The organism is Ralstonia sp. 1138 (assembly GCF_040544795.1).
Lineage (GTDB): Bacteria > Pseudomonadota > Gammaproteobacteria > Burkholderiales > Burkholderiaceae > Ralstonia > Ralstonia flatus.
In genome coordinates, this window is record NZ_JBEPKQ010000003.1 from 958968 (window position 1) to 979249 (window position 20282).

The 20282-nt window shown below is 60.5% G+C and carries 8 protein-coding genes; all 8 read left to right on the plus strand.

Going from position 1 to position 20282, the window contains the following annotated elements; genetic code table 11:
* Positions 1-24 precede the first annotated feature (24 nt).
* Positions 25-1104 (plus strand): type VI secretion IcmF C-terminal domain-containing protein, encoded by a 1080-nt coding sequence (locus ABIC76_RS17375; protein ID WP_354534679.1) that lies wholly within the window; start codon positions 25-27, stop codon positions 1102-1104.
* On the plus strand, positions 1104-1700 hold the full coding sequence (locus tag ABIC76_RS17380) for an OmpA/MotB family protein (RefSeq protein WP_354534680.1): 597 nt from the start codon (positions 1104-1106) through the stop codon (positions 1698-1700). Before ABIC76_RS17375 ends, ABIC76_RS17380 begins: the two co-directional genes overlap by 1 nt.
* Positions 1701-2503: 803 nt before the next feature.
* Positions 2504-4648 (plus strand): two-partner secretion domain-containing protein, encoded by a 2145-nt coding sequence (locus ABIC76_RS17385; RefSeq protein WP_354534681.1) that lies wholly within the window; start codon positions 2504-2506, stop codon positions 4646-4648.
* 1 nt (position 4649) lies between these two features.
* Positions 4650-6422, plus strand: coding sequence for a ShlB/FhaC/HecB family hemolysin secretion/activation protein (locus ABIC76_RS17390; RefSeq protein WP_502947860.1), 1773 nt, complete (start codon positions 4650-4652; stop codon positions 6420-6422).
* 14 nt (positions 6423-6436) lie between these two features.
* Entirely contained in the window at positions 6437-7318 is an 882-nt protein-coding gene (locus ABIC76_RS17395; protein ID WP_354534682.1) for a peptidylprolyl isomerase, read from the plus strand.
* 91 nt (positions 7319-7409) lie between these two features.
* Entirely contained in the window at positions 7410-19187 is an 11778-nt protein-coding gene (locus tag ABIC76_RS17400) for a two-partner secretion domain-containing protein (RefSeq protein ID WP_354534683.1), read from the plus strand.
* A gap of 12 nt (positions 19188-19199) precedes the next feature.
* Positions 19200-19454: a DUF7660 family protein gene (locus ABIC76_RS17405; RefSeq protein WP_354534684.1), complete on the plus strand. Its 255-nt coding sequence runs from the start codon at positions 19200-19202 to the stop codon at positions 19452-19454.
* Positions 19455-19709: 255 nt separating this feature from the next.
* Positions 19710-20066 (plus strand): DUF2247 family protein, encoded by a 357-nt coding sequence (locus ABIC76_RS17410; RefSeq protein WP_354534685.1) that lies wholly within the window; start codon positions 19710-19712, stop codon positions 20064-20066.
* Positions 20067-20282 lie beyond the last annotated feature (216 nt).

Sequence of the window (20282 nt, forward strand, 5' to 3'; positions counted from 1 at the left end):
CACCTGCAACTCAAGGCTCTCGCAGTGCTGGACAAGAAGTCGGACAAGATCAGTGGCTTTGCTGCGCGTGCGGAAGCTCGCCAAGAGCGTGAGCTGGTTGACAACCGCTTCGCCGCGTTGCGCGAAGTTGTCATGGGACAGGCCGACGTTGGCGCGCCCAACGCGCAAGCCGCCAATAACAAGCCGCGATTGGATGCCATTGCCGGTATGGTCAACGCGTACTACACCTCGTTGATGGTTGCCAGCAACGCGTTGGAGACGCGCAATTTGCCACCGCCTTCCGAAGCCGGTGCGCAGTTGCGCATGGAGGCCGCCAAGCTGCCGGCGCCGCTCAAGGAAGTACTGGCAGATTTGGTGATCCAGGGCACGCGTGACGTCAACAAGGGAATCGGCGACATCCTGATCGCGCAGATGAACGCAGTCATCGGCGAGAGTTGCCGCAGCGCTATTGACGGCAAGTACCCCTTCACGCCGACATCCAAGCAGGACGTGGATACGGAAGACTTTGCGCGGGTTTTCGCCAGCGGCGGTGTGCTGGATGACTTCTTCCAGAAAGTCCTGGCGCCACATGTGGATACGACGATTTCGCCATGGCGCTACAAGCTGACCGCGCCGGATGTACCACCGGTTGCCGGCCCCAGTCTTGTCCCGTTCCAACGGGCCAGAGAAATCCGCGAAGTGTTCTTTCGCGACCCTGGTGCCAAGAAAATAGCCTGGAAAGTCGACTTGAAGGTGGTCGAACTGGACCCGGAAATCGTTGAGCTGACGATGGACTTCGATGGCCAGAGCCAGCGCTACGTCCACGGGCCGGTGATTCCGCTCAACGTGACGTGGCCGGGGCCGCGTGGCGGGCAGGGCGCGGAAATCACGGCCAACCCGCGTGTTCGGCCCGAGACTTCCTCGCTCATCGCCAACGGCCCCTGGGCCATGATGCGCGTGATTGCCAAGGGCAAGCTGGACAACTCGGCCTCGCCCAGCCACTTTGTGGCTGAGTACGATTTCGACGGACGTAAGGCGAAACTTGATGTCAACACCGGCAGTCAGGCCAATCCGTGGACGACTGGGTTGCTGCAGGGCTTTCAGTGTCCGGGGAGGTCGGGTTGATGGATCACCGGTCACCGTCGAAGAACCACATCCTTCGCCTCGCCCAACCGCTGTTCTGGTTGCTGGCTGAGCTGTCGCCTGAGCTGGAGTCGGCGGCGCGGCTCGATACCCTCCGATCGGAGGCCCGCACACGGTTGACAACCTTCAAGAAGGCCTCCCTGGCAGCCGCACTCAATGCCGACAGCATCGGTATCAGCACAAAAGACGATCGCATCTATCTTGCCTTTAATAGCGACGAAGGTTTCGCCTCCGGGCGCGCCGACCTTATGCCGATGCTCGCGCGTCAGCTCGATCGACTTGCCACCGTGCTTGCCGACACGCGCGGCAAGGTCATCGTTCTTGGGCACACCGACGATGCCCCTGGCCCGCGCGATCGCGTGGCATCAAACCTTGCGCTGTCAACCTCACGCGCCACGGCGGTCGCGCGGCATCTGCAAGAGCGCGGGATCGCTTCGGATCGCTTGTCGATCGTCGGTCGTGGTGTGAAAGATTCCGTTGGAGATAACCGCACCGCTGCGGGTAGAGCGTTGAACCGACGCGTGGAGATCGTTCTTGAAAGCGTGCCAAATTCACAGCCGACAGGCCTTCAGCGATAGTGGGGCAACGAGGCAAACTTGTGTGGACAGTGATGGGGGAAAGCTGGGGTGTTGAAGGCCGGTCGAGATCGAGCGATACGTGCCAAGGATGAAATCTGAGGAACTTTCGCGAGCTCACTCGTTAAACCAAGAGTCATGGCGGGCAATGCTTGGCCGAACGCTATGAGGACGCGAAGACCTATTATCGTTTCCAGTGCGCGAGGGGCATGAGCGGGCCACCAATGGCGCCTGTATCTTCCGAGGCGCGTGGTGCGCTCCCTGCGCGTGCGAAGCTCGGCGAGTGGGCATAGAAGCGATGCGGAAGATTGCGACCTGGCGCGACGACCTATGTCTATCCGGTACTTACCTCAACAACGCGACCAAGCTGGAATGGGAATGCGTGCGCGGCTACCGATGGCACGCGGCGGCCGGTACCGTCCGCGCCGGACATTGGGTGCGCAATGTCATTTCCTTTCCTTGGTCAAACTACCAACGACCCGGTGCAGGCGTCGCTATGGGGTCGCCGAACGTCCATGGATTAAAGAAAATTTAATTCTGATTTTTGTTAATTTTATATGAGGCGGCCTCGCCGCTTCGAAAAATTCTGACTCTCTCCTGATCGGCTAAATCGTTTAAGTGGTTTCAAACCGATCCCTATTTTATTTGCCTCTTTCCCTGCTTGAGAGGGGTAAATAGCGCATTCAGTTATTGCTGTTTTCTCCGTTTACACCCCGAGTGTCCGTTGTCGCGATCACAGACCGCGTTACCCGCGAACAACTACAAAAACTGGGAGTGTCCCGCCTGATGCGGGCGGTGAAGCAGAGATGGCCGAGTCGATCCATATTGAACTGCGTGGCAAGCATGCCGTGTTTCGCCACATTGCATGCCTTTGCGCGCTCGCGTGGGGTATTCCCACATTTGGGGCGGGCGTGGTGCCAGACGGCGGAACTGTCACGACTGTGGTGTCGGGGGCAAACGGCCGGCAGATCGTCAATATCGCTCCTGCCGTGTCGGGCGTTTCGCAGAATACCTATACGCAGTTCAACGTCGGCACCGCTGGTGTCACCCTCAACAACGTCGGCATCAACGCCCGCACGATCGTCAACCAAGTCACCAGCACAAACCCCAGTCTGATCTCGGGTGAGCTGTCTGTAGCGGGGCCCAGGGCCAACGTCGTACTTTCCAATCCCAACGGCATTACGGTTGACGGTGGCTCCTTCGTCAACACCGGCCACCTCGCACTATCCACAGGCCAAGTCAGCTTCACCGACGTGCAGATCGCACCGGGTCTCAATCAACGTAACGTCAACCTCGACACTAGCAGCGGCACGATCACAGTGGGGCCGAACGGTTTGACCGGTACGTTGATCGGTTTGGACATGCTGGCCAGAAACATCAATGTGCAGGGGTCAGTCAACAACACGTTTTCCTCCCCAACGGCAGTAACCCGGCTGACCGCCGGTACGAGCCGCGCTGTTATCAACACGGGTCTGTCCCCAACGGACAACGGTCACGACTGGCTTCAACTGACGCCGCCCAGTCAACCGCAAACAGCAAGCAGCTATTCCATTGACATCACGGCGGCGGGCAGCCTCGCTAGCGGCCGCATTGAGCTGATCGTCACGGACAAGGGCCCGGGCGTACGCAGTGCCGGTGCATTGAACGCGTCGTATGGCGATTTCGTTCTCACGTCCAATGGGGGCGTTCAGCTCACCAACGCTGCGCTGACGGCTGCTAACAACGTGAGTCTTTCCGCCCAGGATGCGATTCAGCTTGGCGGCATGAACATCAAGGCCAACAGTGGCGGATTCAATGTGTCTGCGACTCGAAACATCGGCCTGTCTGAAAGCAGCGTGGTGGCCAACGGCGCCGTGATACTGGATGGTGCATCGGTTGCGCTTCAGAACAATGGTTCAGGAACCAGCACGCTCGCGTCGGTCAACAGCGGCGTGCTGATCAAGAGCGCAGGCGATATCTCCAACGTAAACACGCTGGTACAAGGCAATACCAGCATCAGCGCAAACTCGGACTCGGTCGGCGCGGTGACCCTGAATGCAGGTGGGAACGTACTGAACCAGACGACGCCAGGCAGTCAGTTGGGCATTCTGTTCGGCCAGAATGGCGATGTTTCGGTCAATGCCGCTGGCAACATCACCAATCGGAACGCGCGCATCCTGTCGAATCAACAGGTTGCCTTGTCAGCGGGTGGGGATTTCTTCAACGTCATTGACCATACCGATGGCGCTGGCACAGGGACACCTGTGACCTACTCGAGCCGCGGTACACGCTGGCTGGTCTTCTCCAAACGTGAATCCGGCATGTCAGTCGATTATGGCGAGGTGACCGATCCCGCCCGGCTGGCTTACATCACTGCAGATGGCGGTAACGTCAAGATCTCGGCCAACAACGTGGTCAACGCTGGCGGCTCTATCCTTTCGAACAACGGCGATATCTCGATCCGTGCAGCGGGGGCGCTGACCACGTCGGCCGTCTTTACAGGTCAGGCCAGCTTTGGCCAGAGCTGCCTGTTCTTCTGCTCATATCGTGCATCCAGCACTGTCCAGGCATACGGCGGCGTGATGCAGGCCGGCGGCAATATTGACCTGACTGCCGGTTCGCAGCTGTTGAACGTGGGGGGCATCGTTCAAGCCGTTGGGACATTGACGCTGTCGGCGCCGAAAGTCATTGCGCAGGGCGTGACGGGCTATTCGGGGTTTGTGCGCGAACACGACATGAAGGCTTGGTTCGGTAACAACTGGGCAGCCATCTACCGCACGGATACCGGCGGCATTTTTCAGGCGGGAACCGGGCAAATCCAGATTGCCGGAGAGGCTGATATCAACGGGGGACTGTTTTCGGCGCCGGGTGGCGTACAGGCAAGCGATGGGGTCGTCACCATTCGTCCGAGGCAGCGTACGCCCGTCACGATTCAGAACCATCTGGGTCTAATTTCCTGGGTCGGGTTCTGACATGCGACGCATCGGATTGGCTGCCGGCATGGCGGCGCTGAGCATTACTGGGGCCCTCGCGCAAACGCTTCCACCTGGGGCGTTCGTACTGCCGCGTCCCGAGCAAGACCCTGCTCAGCGTCTGCTGCAAGATCAGAAGAGTCGGGAGCGTCAACAGGAAGCGGATCAGGCGCCTGCGCAGATTGCTTTGCCACAGGTGCCCGCAGTGCCCGACATTCCAAAAGATGCAGACGTTGACTCGCTGGCGGATGTCGAGCCCATGTTCGTGATTCGCGAAGTGGAATTCACCGGCGATAAAGTGCTGCCGCCCAGCGACATGCAGGCCATCGTGGCGCCGTTCCTGGGCCACAAGCTAGGTCGTAACCGAGTGAATCTGCTGCTGCGGCGGTTGACCGAGACCTTTATCGAGCGCGGGTACATCACCACGCGCGCTTACCTGGGGCCGCAGAACCTCGCTTCCGGTGTGATGAAGGTCAACATCATCGCGGGCCGGGTGGGCGGCTATACGCTGAACGGTACGCAGTTGCGTCCCCTACCAGCGGATGCGCGTCCTTTCCAGACCGAAGGCGGCGGTGTATTGACTGACGCGGGAACCGCCTTGGCCTTCGGGAGCGGCGTGGGCAACGTCCTACGCTTGCCGGACCTAGAGCAAGGCGTTGACCAGATCAACCGACTGCGCCGCAACCAGGCAGAGATTCAGATTCTGCCCGGACAGTCGCCGGGTGACTCGGTAATCGCCATCGCGAATCGCCCCGGCGATCGGTTCTTTTACGACGTCGGGATGGATAACTACGGCAGCACGCAGACCGGCAAGCAGCGCTATCGAGTGAGCGCCGAAGCGGACAACGTGATTGGCCTTCAGGAATCGATTGGGCTTAACTACGTCGGTACGCGGGACAGCAACGCCGTCGTCTTTTCGACAGCTGTGCCCGTGGGGTACCAGACGTTCAGCTACACCACGTCCGTATCGGAATATCAACAATTGATCGGCGATGTGGCCTTGCTGCAGGGTCGGTCGTTCAGCCAGATTCTGGGTTGGAACTCGGTGCTGGGCCGCTCACGTGCAGGGCGATACAGCTTCGATCTGACGTTCACGAAAACGCGATCTGAGCGCAGTGTCAACGGCCTTGATCTGTCGCCGCAAAGCCTGTCGGTGCTGCGCGCCGCGCTCAACGGCTTCACGCGCTTCACCGCATCCGGTCAACCTGCCACGGTGACATACGAGGTGGGCTATTCCCGCGGTCTGCCATGGCTCGATGCAGACCATGATGCGTCGGGCATCACTAGTGGCGATGCACACAGTCAGTTCAACAAGCTCGATGCAACGTCGACTGTGCAAATGACGCTCGGCTCTGTCGGGCCAACATCGTGGGCGTACCGCGGGACCATCCACGGCCAACTGAGCCATGTTGCCCTGTTCGGCACGCAGCAGATCTTTCTTGGCGGCATGAGTTCGGTTCGCGGCTTCGCCGAGGGCGGTATTGCGGGCGACAGCGGTGTCTATGTGCGCAACGAATTGGCCTGGCAGAACGCGCCCGTATGGCATGACGCACGCATCGAACCCTATCTTTTCCTTGACGGCGGTAAAGCGCATTTGGTAGCGCAGGGCGGCTGGCCGACGCTGGCGGGTACTGGCATCGGCGCTCGCCTCCAATGGAAATTCCGCAGTCAACTCATCACCAGCGAACTGCTGGTGGGGCAAGCACTGATTCAACCCGCATCGCTTGGCAAGAAAGCCACCGTATTGCTGGCCACACTCAACTGGTCGATTTAATTGAAGGACTCTCCATGAAAAACCATCGCACTGTTCGCGTACTCCGGAATGCACTGCTGCTTGGCATGCTGGTGCTTGGAGCACAAGCGTCGTGGGCTGCGACGAAGACCAACGCGCAAGCCGCGCCTGCAGACGCGGGCCCTCTGCCAGCCGGCGTGGTAGCGCGAGTGAACGGCACTGCGATTACGCAGCAACAGGTGGATCAGGCAATCGCTGCAGCCAACGTGCCGGCCAGCCCGCAGGCACGCGAGGCCGTGAAGAACCAACTGATTGCACGCGAACTCTTCCGTCAGGCCGCAGAAAAGGGCCACTACGATGCGCGGCCCAACGTGCGCGCAGCCATGGAGCAGGCCAAGACGCTGGCGATGACGCAGGACTACCTGCGTGATGCGGTGAAGCCCGCACCGGTATCCGAAGCAGACGTACGCGCCAAGTACGACGCCATCGTGGGCTCGCTTGGCGAGTTTGAGTACAAGCCCAGCGCCATCGTCGTAAAAGATGCCGATACCGCGCAGAAGGTGCTCGACCAGATCAAGAAGGGGACCGATTTCGCGCAGTTGGCCAAACAGTTCAGCCAAGGCCCGACCGCAGCCCAAGGCGGCGCGTTGAACTGGGTCTCCTTCAAACTTCCGTTGCAAGAGGGGAAGATGCAAAACTGGCCCCTGCCGTTGGCAACTGCGTTGACGCAATTGCCTGACGGGGCAGCCTCGGCGTCGCCAGTGCAGGTCGACGGCGCGTTCTGGATCCTGCGTGTCGAGGCGAAGCGCCCGACGCAGATTCCGCAGTACGACCAAATCAAGGATGTCCTGCGCAAGCAGCTTGAGCAGGTCGAAGTGCAAAAGGCGACAACCCAAATCGTGGTCGACCTGATGAAGACCGCCCGCATTCAGCAATAACGGAAGCGGCCTTTTAGGCCGCATGCCACTTGCGCACGCTCTTTTCTAGGGGAGAGCTGCGGCCATCGCTCGAACAAGAAGCGCAACGACCATGAACACGCGCCAGCGACTCTATTTTCACCAACTCGAACAAGCCAATCTGGCACGGGATACCGCTTGCTCCGACGCGATGTTCTCGCATGCGGATGCGCAACGGCATCTTGCGCAGGGCAAGCCGCTGTGGAGGCGGGCTGTGGCGGGTTTGGTGGCGGTGTTCATGTGGCTGAGCCCGTTGACGGTCACCATTGAGCAGGGCCGCAGCGCTGCTGGGGTATTGAATGCAGGCACACACGCACCCAGCCCCGAGGCTTGGTCCGATTGGGTTGCAATGACGGCGCTGCGTATTCGCCTAGCTTGGCATGCAGCGCAGGCAGCCCCCATCGTCGACCCCAACGCGCCCATCGTCTTCCGTCCCGGCGTGACGCAGACCACAGGTGTGGGCGGTGGCGTGCCGGTGGTCAACATCACTGCCCCCAACGCTGCGGGCATCTCCCTGAACCAATTTCAGAGCTTCAATATCGATCCAGTCGGATTGATCCTGAACAATAGCCTCATGGGCGGCACGTCTTTGACGGGCGGCCAACTGAGTGCCAACCCGTACCTCAGTAATCGTGTTGCCAGCACGATCATCAATGAGGTGACGGCAACCGGGGCGAACTACGCCAGCTTGCTTGCTGGACCGCTGGAAGTCTTCGGCGCGCCAGCCACCGTCATCATTGCCAACCCGAACGGTATCACCACGCGTGGCGTGGGATTCGTCAACACATTGGGTGTGACGCTCAGTACGGGCAAACCGCAATTCCTGTCAGGGCCGAACGGCACCACCACGGACTTCACCAACGCGCAGGCGATTGGCTACAACGTGACGGGCGGCCACATCCAGATCGAGGGAAATGCAGGCGTCAACGGACCGGGGCCCGGTATCGAAGGCACGGTCGGTACCATCGATCTGATTGGCCAGACGATTGGCATCAATGCGCCGCTCTATGCGGGGTCGCGCATCAATATCATTGCAGGTCGCCAGTTCGTGGCGCCGACTTCTACCACCGATAGCGGGACGATCTACGGCACGACATCCAACGGATCGTCGAATACCGCAACTGCCATCAATGCAGCAAACGGCGGCGCGAACAACGGCTATGCGATCGACGCGACCGCATTCGGCGCGGTTACGGCCGGACAAATCCAGGTGGTAGGAACTGCTGCCGGGATGGGCGTTCGGATGGATGCCCAACTGGCTGCGAATGCCGGCGATCTGAACATCGCATCGAACGGTGATGTCTCACTGGCAGGCACAGCAGCACAACAGCAGGCGAATGTGCAGGCCGCCGGCAACGTGTCGCTCAGCGGTACACATGTTGGTGTGGGTGGCTACACCATCACTGCCGGTGGTGATGTGACCTCTACCGGTCAGGTGCAGTCGGGCAAGCAACTGAGCGCCATGGCTGGTGGCAATATCAACGTGGGCAATACGCAGTCGACGGGAGACACCACGCTCTCCGCCGGCGCAAGCGTGCAAGCCGGGACCGTGCAAAGCGGTGGCGCACTCGCCATCACCGCGACGGGAAACGCTGGCGGCGGCGATATCACCGTCAGCGGTGCCACCGTCGCAAGCACAGCGGCAACGCTGACTGCCGCGCGTGACATCGACGTGACAGGGCAACTCAGCGCGGCGTCCGTCACCGCGCAGGCGGGGCGTGACGTCAATACGCGGACGGGCGCGAACGTACAGTCCTCAGCGGATACTGCATTGTCTGCAGGGCGCAATCTTGTGAGCCAAGGCACGCTTAATAGCGGTGGCAATCTCACGCTGGCAGCGGGGCAAGGTCTGTCGATTGTCGGGCAGGCTACCGCGATCGCTAGCGCTGCGTTGAACGCCGGTGGCGATACGCAAATCTCGGGTTCGCTTGCCAGTGGCGCCGCAATGACGATTGCGACAGGCGGCAATCTTTCTGTTCCAGGTTCTGTGCTGGGTAGTACCAATGTCAGCCTGAACGCCGGCCAGGCGATCGATATCGGCGGTGTCCTGATTGCGCAGCAGAATGGAAACATTCATGCAGGCACAAACCTCACAGGCGCAGGGTCGCTTGCGTTCGGCCAAGGCGCCACGCTCCAGACCGGCAACGATGTAGCGCTTGCAGGCAAGCTGCTGTCGAACGCACTCACTGTACAGGCTGGCAACGGCGCGAGTTTCCAAGACGTTCAAGCAGGTGGCGCCTTCAACGTTGCTGCAATGGGCGTCACTGGCGGTGGCGATGTCGTCTTCAACGGCAACGTGGCGTCGGTAGGCGCGGTGAGTGTCACCGCACAGCGTGATGTTGTTGTGGCGAGCAACGTTGCTGGCGGCGATCAGGTCGCCTTGTCTGCCGGGCGCAATGTCAATGTCAGCGCCAGTGGTGGCGTGCAGACGGTCGGAGCGTTGAACCTGAATGCGGCCACTGGCAACGTGGCATCGGCCGGCCAGTTGACCGTTGGTAGCACGCTTGCTGTCAACGCTGGAACTGACGTGACGCTGCGCGGTAGCACGAGTGCCATCGGTGATGTCACCGTGGGGGCAGGGCGTGATATCGCGCTGTCCGGTTCGGCATCGACCCAAGGCAACGCGCAGCTCACTGCTGCCAATAACGTCACCCTGGCTGGCAACACCGCGGTGGCAGGCAACGTGGCCGTCAACTCGGGGCGCGACACCAATGTCAGCGGCAGCCTGCAGGCCAATGCCGTGAATCTGGTGGCCGCTGGGTCCGCGACGCTGAACAACGTACAAGCCAATGGCGACCTGACCGTACAGGCGAAGGGGACCGCTGGCGGCGGCGATATCTCTGTAAGTGGCGCGGTGCAGGGGGCTGGAGCCGGCAATCTCGTCGCAGCCAGGGACGCCCAGGTCACCGGGAACCTGCAGCTCGCATCGAAGCTGAACGTGAATGCTGGCGGTAACGTCACGGTTGGCGGCATGCTGCAGTCCAATGCCGATGTGCTGCTCCAGGCGAACACGGGCTCGATCACCAATACGGGGACGGTGCAGGCGGGCGGAAACGTGACGGCAGGGGCCGCTCAAGCCATCATCCTAGGCGCGCAGTCCAGTACCTCCGCTTTAGGTGATACGGCGCTCACGGCGGGGACGAATCTCACGCTGGGCGGCACCCTGGTAGGCCAAGGTAATGGCTCGCTGTCGGCGGGAGGCGCAATCAGCGGCGGTGGCAATACCGCCTTCGGCTTGGCAACGACGTTGCAATCGACCGCAGATACAAATCTAAGCGGCGCGTTGCGTGGCGGAACCGTGCAGATGACTGCCGGTGGCACCGCGAACCTGCGAGACGTTCAGGCTGGTTCAACCATGACCTTGTCAGCTGGGCAGGATTTGAACCTGACTGGCGCTACCGCGGCGGGTGCCAATATCACGGCGTCTGCCGGCGGCAATCTGAACGTTAGCGGCAGTGTCCAATCGGCAGGCAGCACGGCACTGACCTCCATCAGTGGATCGATGATGTCGACCGGCACGATCGCCAGCCAGGGCGCGCTTGGCATTCAAGCCGGTACGGACATCAATCTCGGCGGCGCAACTACGGCCAGTGGTGATGCGACGCTGTCCAGCGGCCGCGATCTCGCCGTATCGGGTACGTTGAATGGGCAAGGTAGCGGCACGCTGTTGGCTGGTCGCGATCTGACCGGTACGGGCGTGATCTCGTTCGGCCGACAGGCCGCGTTGGTGTCGGGACGCGACGTTAACCAAGGGGGCCTAGTCCAGGGGCAGGCTGTCAACGTCACTGCGGGCAATAGCCTCAGTGTGAACAACGTCGAGTCCGCCTCGACACTCGACCTGCAAGCGCAGGGCAATAATGGCGGCGGCGTAATCCAGGTCAACGGTTCGGCTGCGGCTGCAAGCGCTGTCCAACTGACAGCGGCGCAGGATGTCTCGATTGGAGGCAAGCTGGCGTCGGGTTCCACCGCCACCGTCAACGCGCAAGGCAACATTGGCGTGGCGGGCGCGATCGAAGCGGTTGGTAATACGTCATTGACTGCGCAGCGAGGCAGCCTCAATGCGAGCGGAGGCATCAGCAGCGGCGGCAGCCTTTCTATTGGTGCGGGCCTCGATTTGTCGCTGGGAGCTAGCACCAGTGCCATCGGCACCTTACTTCTGAGCGCCGGACGGGACGCGGTTTTGAACGGTGTGCTAATCGGTAACGCAGATGGAACCGTAGTGGCGGGCCGCAATATCACCGGTGCGGGCACACAGGCGGTAGTTCAGGCACTGACGCTTCTGTCCGGTCAGGACGTAACGTTGACGGGCTCCATGCAGGCCAACAGCGTCTATGTCAATGCCGGCAACAATGCCGCGCTGAACAACATCCTGTCTTCTACCACGTTGGGAGTAGTCGCCAATGGCAACGGTGGTGCCGGCGACGTTGTGCTGAACGGAACCGTTGGCGTACCGGGTTCGATTGGGCTACAGGCCGCCCGTGATGTGGCGGTCAATGGCGCCTTGACGGGGGGCGCAGATGTGCAGTTGCTGGGCGCCCGAAACGTGACTGTTGCGGGGGCGGTGCAGTCGGCAGCGGACCTTCTCTTGTATGCACAGGGCGGTACGGCTTCCGTCGCCGGTAGTCTCGCGACCAACCAGACGCTTTCTGTCGTTGCCGGCCTTGATGTGAACCTGGGCGGGCAAGCGTCTGCCGCGAGTTCCTTCCTGGCACTGGCCGGGCGCGACATCGTGCTTAGCGGTGCGGTAGCGGGGCAAAGGGACGGCACGCTGTCTGCCAGCCGCAATGTCACCGGCGCGGGTAGCGCCGCATTCGCACAGTCGGCCACGGTAACGGCAGGCCAAGACACCAGCCTAACCGGTACGTTGCAGGGCGCGAGCGTGATGGTCACCGCCGCCAATACGGCTGGCTTGGGCAAGGTCCAGGCTGTGAACGGCCCCTTGAGTGTCACCGCCAACGGCACTGTGGGTGGTGGTGATGTGACCGTTGCTGGTGCCATGACCTCGGCAAGCGATCTGACCCTGCAAGCGGCTCGCGATGTTAGCGTGACCGGGGCAGTCAATAGCGGTGGGATCGGTTCCGTTCAGGCAGGGCGCAACACGAGTTTTGCGGATGCGCTCAACACTGTGGGCACCTTGTCGGTTGCCGCGAATGCCGGTCAGGTGAACCTCTCGACCGTGGCGACGCAGGGCAACCTGACTGCGTCGGCCGGTACGTCCCTGTCGGCGACAGGCGTTGTGGTGTCGGCAGGCTCTGCCAATCTGTCTGCAGGTACGGATCTGACACTGTCTGGCGGGGTTGCCGCTCAGCATTCGGGTGCATTGGCGGCCGGGGGCAATTTGAGTGCAGCGGCTGTGGCATTTGGTGATCAAGCCAGCCTGTCTGCCGGTGGCAATGTCAGCGTGACTAATGGTGTTGCCACGAATGGCACGCTGACGGCTACCGCTGGCAATAGCCTGACGCTGGGCTCCGCGCAAGCCGGCACCGCGCTGTCGCTGATCGCGAAGGGACAGGGTGGTGGCGGTGATATTGCTGTTGCGGGTACGACCGTAGCGGGGGGCTTGCTGTCGATGACAGCGTCACGCGACGTGTCGCTCAATGGTGCCGTTCTTGGCTATGGTGCGGCCAATGCAACTGCCGGTCGGAATCTCTCGATCAGCGGTGCGTTTGGCACCAATGCCAATGCCACGCTTGCGGCAACCACTGGCAGCCTGAGCGTTGCAGGTCCACTGACGGTCGGAGGCAACCTGATGGCTACGTCAGGAGCCGGGCTCTCCTTGGCGGGCGGTCTCATCAATGGCGATACCGCTTTGACCGCGCAGGGCGGTGTGACACTCACCGGTAACCTGCTGGGCCTCGGGGCAGCCACGATCCAGGCTGGCAGCGCCATCGCCGGTGGTGGTGCGCTGAGCTTTGCAAAAGACACCAGCCTGCAAGCTGGCAACGGCATCGCCCTGGGCGGCATCGAAACGGCTGGCAAGTTCAGCGCCAACGCCGGCGGCGATATCGCCTTGGGTGCAACGACTGCAGTCGGCGACGTCAAGGTTCAGTCGACTGGTGGCAGCACCACATTCGGCGGTCAGATCGCGACGGGCGGCAACCTCAACGTGCTGGCCGCGCAGAATGTGTCCGCCATGAGTGGTGTGTCGGCCGTCGGCGCCGTCAGCATGATCGGCACGCAGGGCAACGTAACCGTTGGGGGTGTTTCTGCCAATGGTGACGCGACCTTGCAGGCGGGTCAGATGCTCGCGTTGTCCGGGACCAGCACCATAGCGGGCCAAGTCGGCCTGAGCGGGAACAATGTCACGCTGACTGGCACATTGGCAGGCTCCAAGAACGTCAACGTTGCAGCGCAATCTACGCTGGATAGTAGTCAGGCACAGGTTGTCTCGACTGGAAATACAACCCTGAGCGGCACCAACGTTAAAACGGGCAACCTGCTGGTCGGTGGTGCACTCGATGCGCACGCAAGCAACCAACTGTCGCTCACGGGCCAGCAGGTGCTGGCGGTGGGGAATGCCACGCTGGCCGCAGGTGGAACGCTTGCCAACACGAGCAGTGTGCTGGCGGGTGGCAATCTCAACGTATCCGGCAATGTGGTGACCAACGCCACCGGTGCATCGCTTGCGTCGACGGGCACCACCACGGTCTCGGCGGGCAGTTTCAGCAATGCGGGCATCGTCAATGGTGGTACGAGCAATGTTGTTGCCAGTGGCGCGCTGGCCAACAGCGGGTCGCTCCTTGGCTTGAACGCACTGAACATTACAGCCGGCACGCTGAACAACCAAGGCGGGTTGATCTTTGCAGGCGACCCGAGCGCCACCGGTGGGCCGACCACCGGAGATTTGTCGCTCACACTGACCGGGGGAAATGGTGCATTCAGCAACGCCAGCGGCAACATCCTGGCCCAGCGAAACATGGGCATCTCGGCCGTCAACATGGCTTTTGATCCCTCGCAAGGCACTATCAGTCAGGGCGGTCAGCTCAACATCAATGCCGGCTCCATCTACGTCTCGGGCACCTGGAAACTAGGCGGCCAGAGTGTGACTGCCAACGGCAACAACGGTTTCACCAACGCCGGCACCATCACAGGAACGTCCGCTGTCACGCTGGGTACTAGCGGCATGTTTACGAACGTGGGACAGGTCAGCGCTTCAGATCTGACGATCAATGGCGCATTTTCCAACGCTGCAGGAGCAATCCTCCATGCCGGTAATTCCCTGACGCTGAATGGCTCTGGCACGAACCGCGGCGCCGTGGAGTCGATGGGTTCTCTTACGGTCAACGGCGGCTCGTTCGATAACCAACTTGCCACGACACAAGCGGCAGGAAATGCCACCTTCAATCTGAGCGGCACACTGCAGAACACCGGCGGGACGATTACGGCGGGGAATAATGTCTCCATCACCGCCGCCAGCGTGGTGAACGATCAGACTGCGCCGTCCGGGCAGCAGACTTACACAACACAAATCAGCGATCCTTCTCTACTGTTGTCAGCAGGGATCGGTAACGTGAGCTATTGGTCCCGTGTTCACGTTTGCTGCACGATCGAGGCTTCTGACGACGTTCTGAAAACGCAGGCAGCAACTCTAGGCGACCTCTTGTCTCCGCTAGGCGGTGGGGCCGCGAGCGCCAGTTCCGTGTCACTGCAATACACATGGGTGTCGAATTCCAGCGTCAGCAACGCGCCCTACTGGGTTGTGACTGCATCGCCTAATGGTGGCTCGCCAGTTCAAACCATCGCATTGCCGACGGTCTATCAAAGCGTAACCACGCAGACGCCGGGAACATCGGGTGTGATATCGGCTGGCAATGGGCTGGCAATCACCGCAAACTCGTTGTCCAACCGTGGCGGTCAGATTTCAGCGCTGAATGGGGTTGCGCTCAATGTGCAATCGCTCAGCAATGGCGCTGTCGCTCCCTTGCTGTCGAACCAAGTGAACACCTGGGTAGACCAGGCGGGTTTTTCCTCATTCCTGGCGCAGCTGGCATCGCTATCGGCCCCAGTCGAGTCACCGGTTGTCGGATCCTGTTTCAATAGCGTTAGCTGCGACTTCGCTCCGTCGTATTACACGTTCAATACGGGGGCGCTGGCTCCGACAGCGTCCGGCACGGCCACCACCAGCATGCCGCTCGGCATGATCGCTGCTGGCGGCAATCTCACCGTTAGCGGCGGCAACCTTGTCAACGAGGGCATCCTCTACGCCGGCAACAACGTGCTGGTCAATGCGGCCAGCCTGACCAACCAGGGCGGCAACCAGCAGAACTATTCCTCGCAAGTCGGCTGCGCCTCGGGCGTACCGGATACCGCTTGCGGTACCGCTGGAAATCCACGGGGCAACAACCCGAACACCAATACGTTCAGCTATAGCCAGCAGAACGCGTCGATCTACGCTGGGCATGATCTCGTCATTGCCGCTGGGCAGGTCAACAATACCTACGGCAACCTGATTGCAGGGCACAACGTTGTGGTGGGCGGGGTCGGGTCAACTGCCAGTTCGACCACGCCGGCACAAAGCCTGACCAACACCTCCGGCAACATCGTCGCGGGCAACAACGTTGAGTTGAACGTTTCGGGTGCCATCACCAATACATTGCCACCGCCGGTGACGGTGCATCAGAACTACGGTACGCAGCAGCAGTACGCCGGCTGCATGACCGCCAACGGCTACAAGGAAAGTTATTGCGAAGGCTACGTCGACCAGCAGTCGGGTAGTTCCTCCGTCATCTCCGCGGGTAACACGCTGAAAATCAATGCTGGTTCACTGACAAACGTGGGCAGCCTGATCACCGCGGGCGCAAGCGCCGTGATCAATGTCGCAGGACCGGTTGTCAACAGTGCGCAGACGCTGAATGCCTATTGGCACTCGCATTGGGTGCAAGAGACGGGCATGTTCAGCAGCGACAAACGCCATGACATCTGGGCGTGCGGCTCTGCAGATCAGTGCGCGCAGCTCTATGGCAGTGCCTATACCGGTACCGGAGGGGTGATCAACCCGCCCACGCCGGTGGGCAACATTGCTGCCACCATTCAAGCGCCGAACCTGAGCATCAGTTCGAACGGCCAGATCCAGAACGTGGGCAACGTGCTGGGCACTAGCGTATCTCTGGCTGGCCAGCAACTGATCAACGGCATCACTACGTCGAATACGTACACGCCACGCGTGAACGCATCGTCGCAGGTGATTTCACTGTCGCCTTCGACGATGCCGGGGTTGAATCTCGGCGTGCCGCGCACGGTCGGCAGTGGCCAATTGCCTACTCCGGTGCCGGGGAAAGCGTCTTACGTGGATGGCGAGCTGAGCCCGGCGCTGTCAGCCGGAATTGGTCCGCAGACGCTGCTGAGCAATCTGCCGGCCAACCTGCAACCCAGCTCCACCCTTTTCTATTACAACCCTGACGAAGAGAACCTGCTCTTGCAACAGGCGGCCCTGGCGCAAACCGGCAAGGCCAGCTTTGTCGACGGCTTGACTACCGACAGCCAGCAGAACTTGTCGGTCACGCAGATTGAGAAACAGGTGCTGTATCAGAACGCGCTCAACTACGCCCAGGCCAACGGTCTGCAACTGGGCACGGCGTTGACGCAAACGCAGGTCAGCCAGCTTGACCGGCCGATGCTGTGGTACGTGGAGCAGACGGTTCCGGACCCGAGCTGCACAGCCACAGGCACAGCCACGTGCCCGACAATCACCGCGCTGATGCCGCAGGTGTACCTGCCGGCCAACACAACCGCCATGTCCGCTGGCGGCAACATCAGCGGGCAGAACGTCACACTGAACTTCCAGGACGGCAACGGCAGCATCCTCAATACGGGGAGCATCAGCGCCAGTGGCACCTTGGCCGTCAACACCAACTCGCTGACCAACCAAGCGAATCAGGTCGACGTGGGTCAGATCTGGAGCAGCGTCAGCGGCGGTTACATCAACACCACAGGAACACAGGTCCAGCCGGGCGGTTTCATGAGCGCGGCCAACATGGATCTGAACGTGCAGACGCTGAAGCAGATTGGTGGGGCGCTGCAGCAGCTCAACGCAGACGGCACGGTCGATCAGGCGGGTACGCAGCAACTGCTGGCGAACCTGCAGCACAGCCTGGGCGGCAATTTCACGCAGACGGCGGTTGCGGACAATCTGCATCAGGACTTCGTTAAGGAAGGCGGGTCTTTTGGCTTCGTGCAACTGGCCGCTATGGTGGTCGCCGTTGCAGCTGCAATCATGTTGCAGCCGGAGATATCCGGTGCAATCGCTTCCATGCAGACCGCCGCTGCGGAGGTTGGTCTTAACACGCTGATTACCACAGGGTCCGTGCAGGCGGCAGCCGAAGCAGGCGGGGTTCTCGCTAGCGCTACCTTTGCCGCCGGTGGGCTTGCCAACGTCGCGATCTCGGTGGGCCTGTCGTCGTTGGCCGGCAGTGTGGCCTCGCAAGTGATTACCACCGGCAACCTCAACCTGGGTCAGGCCCTGCAAGCGGGCGCCGTGGCGGCTATCACGGCAGGCTTGACGAATGGAATTACCGGTGCACTTGAGCTGAGCAACCCAGGCATCAGCAGCATTGGCAACAACATCAGCCAAGGTAATTGGGCAGCGGTTCAGTCCAACCTTGGTCAATACGCCGAAGCGAGCTTGGCGCGCTCGCTAGTCAGTGCTGGCGTGAACACCATTGCCAACGGCGGCAGCTTCGGCCAAGCCTTAGCAAATGGCCTGGTGAGTGATGCCGCTGCGGTGGGGGCCAATGCGATTGGTGCGAATCTGTCGGGAATCGGCACTGCGGGTGCGTCGCCCGAGACGGTGTTGGCCAATGCGATTGCGCACGCGGCGTTGGGGTGTGCCGCGCAGAGTTTGAGTGGGGGGGATTGTGCCGGTGGTGCCATTGGCGGGGCAACGTCCGCGGTTTTGGCGCCACTGGTGGGTGGTGCGCTGGGCATTCAGACGGATGCTGACCGAGCCGACCCGACGAACCAGGCGCTGGTGACGGCGGTGGCGATGTTGGCGGGAGGTGGTCTGGCAGCAGCCTTAGGCCAGAACGCCACGGCGGCAGCCGGTGCCGCACAGAACGAGGCGCTGAACAATTACCTAGGCCCAAAGGATCGGCAGGCATTCGAGAGGGCCAAGCGTGAATGCGCGAACGGCGTTTGGTCGTCGTGTGCTGCCGCCAACATCTATGCGGAACGGGACCAAAAGAGCAACGATATCCTGGCTGATGGTCTGGCCAAATGTGAAGGAAGTGGCTGTCAGTCGCTTGCGAACTGGATTCAGGATCAGAAGACATCCTTGGGTTGCGGGTCGGGCAGTGGTTCCGCAGACTGTCAACTGTTGGAAAAGGGTTGGCAGATTGCACAAGCGAAAGCGCAGGGACTTGAGCTGCCAACCTTTTCGCCAGATGACCTGATTGGTACCGGGCTAGTCAAGGGGCTGCTCGCGGGTACGCTCAAGGGCATTGGTCTCTTGGGGGTAACGAGGTCTGTTGGTAGCGATGCTGCTAAGGCTTTGGAAGGGCAACTCGTCAAAGACAGCGGCGTACCGAGTACCCTGAGTGGGCTGGCGGATCCAAGTTCGATTCGTTTCACGCAGAGCAGTATTGGTTCGACGTTCTCCAATGGGGCGTCGCTACAAGATGCAATAGGCGCATTGCAGTCTGGGTTGCTCTCACCAACCAGCTTGCCGCCGATACGCGTGTTTGAGAAGGATGGGTTGTTCTATACGCTGGATAATCGAAGGCTATTTGTGACTTTGCAAGCCGGTACTATGGTGAACATAACGCCGGCTACAGCTCAAGAAGTAATGAGCCAGATGTGGAAATTTACAACGCCGAACCAAGGGTGCATTGTGTGCATCAGAGGTGTTCCAAAGTAATAGGAGGTGAGGATGAATCTACCAGATCAGATCGGTGAAATCGATTCGAAGGAAAAGCTGGCGGACTTTGTCGCTGCTCTCCAAGAAGACCTACAGAAGAATCCAGTAGAGTGGGAAAACGCTAGCCTAGAGAGGTTTCTTGGTGCAATGGAAGCCTGGATTCGAGATATGGATGGGTATTACAAGAATGCCGGGCAACCTGTTCGAGATATGCCGACTTGGCGGACGTTGGCTGACATCTTGCTGGCAGCTAGAGTCTACGAATAGGACGGGCTCTTGCTTGATCCGGCTCAGCATGGTTAGGCGGTGTGACGCACAGAATGTTTGTTCCCGGTGGAAAGATAAATAGAGTGCCGTCTAAGCCATGACAGATCGTCTTTTTTTGATGCTGGAGCGAGGCCAGGTCGACTGGGGAGTCATCTATTGGGGGATTTCCGGGATCCCGCGAGATGGAGTCTTGGGCGCACAGTTCGTGAGGCGCTTTGCTGACGCGGAGGCGTCTCAAATTGACGCCGCGGACCCATGCTGGGAGAGATTGCAGAGCTGTCCCTCTTCAATGACGCACAACTCGAAGATGGCCGCAGGAACGTGGCTCGCATCTGTGAGATGCGAAACATAGACATGGATAGCGCCAAGCGAAAGTGGCGGGCGGTGGCCCTTGAGGATCTGCTGAGTCGCCTAGGGGCTGACCCAGTCTATGACTTGATTGCGCTCGGCGAATTTTGGACTGATTGGGGTTCCGCAACCGATTCCCCATATGTTGTACAAGGCGTGGGGAATACGCTGACTTCTGAGGAGTACTACACAGAACACAATCTCGACGAAGCTCTCAGCCGACACAGGGAGTGGTTGAAGGCCGAAATCGCACATTTGTCGTAGACATCAGGGGCAGCGCGGTACCCCGTGGGTTATCAGCGTTGGTCACCTTCTAGCGCCTTTCAATAACAGCGGCGATTTCAAGCACAACGAAGCCACTGAAAAACCTCGGCCTAGAAGTTACCAATGACTAGCCTTGTTTGAGATTCAGCCGGAATTCACGCAGCGGCAGCGCGACGTATCGTAGCGCCAAAGGCGCGGCTCCCATGCCGAGATGTG

Coding starts and splice junctions, on each gene's coding strand:
- ABIC76_RS17380 (WP_354534680.1), top strand. CDS start 1,104: ATGGATCACCGGTCACCGTCGAAGAACCACATCCTTCGCCTCGCCCAA.
- ABIC76_RS17400 (WP_354534683.1), top strand. CDS start 7,410: ATGAACACGCGCCAGCGACTCTATTTTCACCAACTCGAACAAGCCAAT.
- ABIC76_RS17385 (WP_354534681.1), top strand. CDS start 2,504: ATGGCCGAGTCGATCCATATTGAACTGCGTGGCAAGCATGCCGTGTTT.
- ABIC76_RS17390 (WP_502947860.1), top strand. CDS start 4,650: ATGCGACGCATCGGATTGGCTGCCGGCATGGCGGCGCTGAGCATTACT.
- ABIC76_RS17395 (WP_354534682.1), top strand. CDS start 6,437: ATGAAAAACCATCGCACTGTTCGCGTACTCCGGAATGCACTGCTGCTT.
- ABIC76_RS17405 (WP_354534684.1), top strand. CDS start 19,200: ATGAATCTACCAGATCAGATCGGTGAAATCGATTCGAAGGAAAAGCTG.
- ABIC76_RS17410 (WP_354534685.1), top strand. CDS start 19,710: ATGCTGGGAGAGATTGCAGAGCTGTCCCTCTTCAATGACGCACAACTC.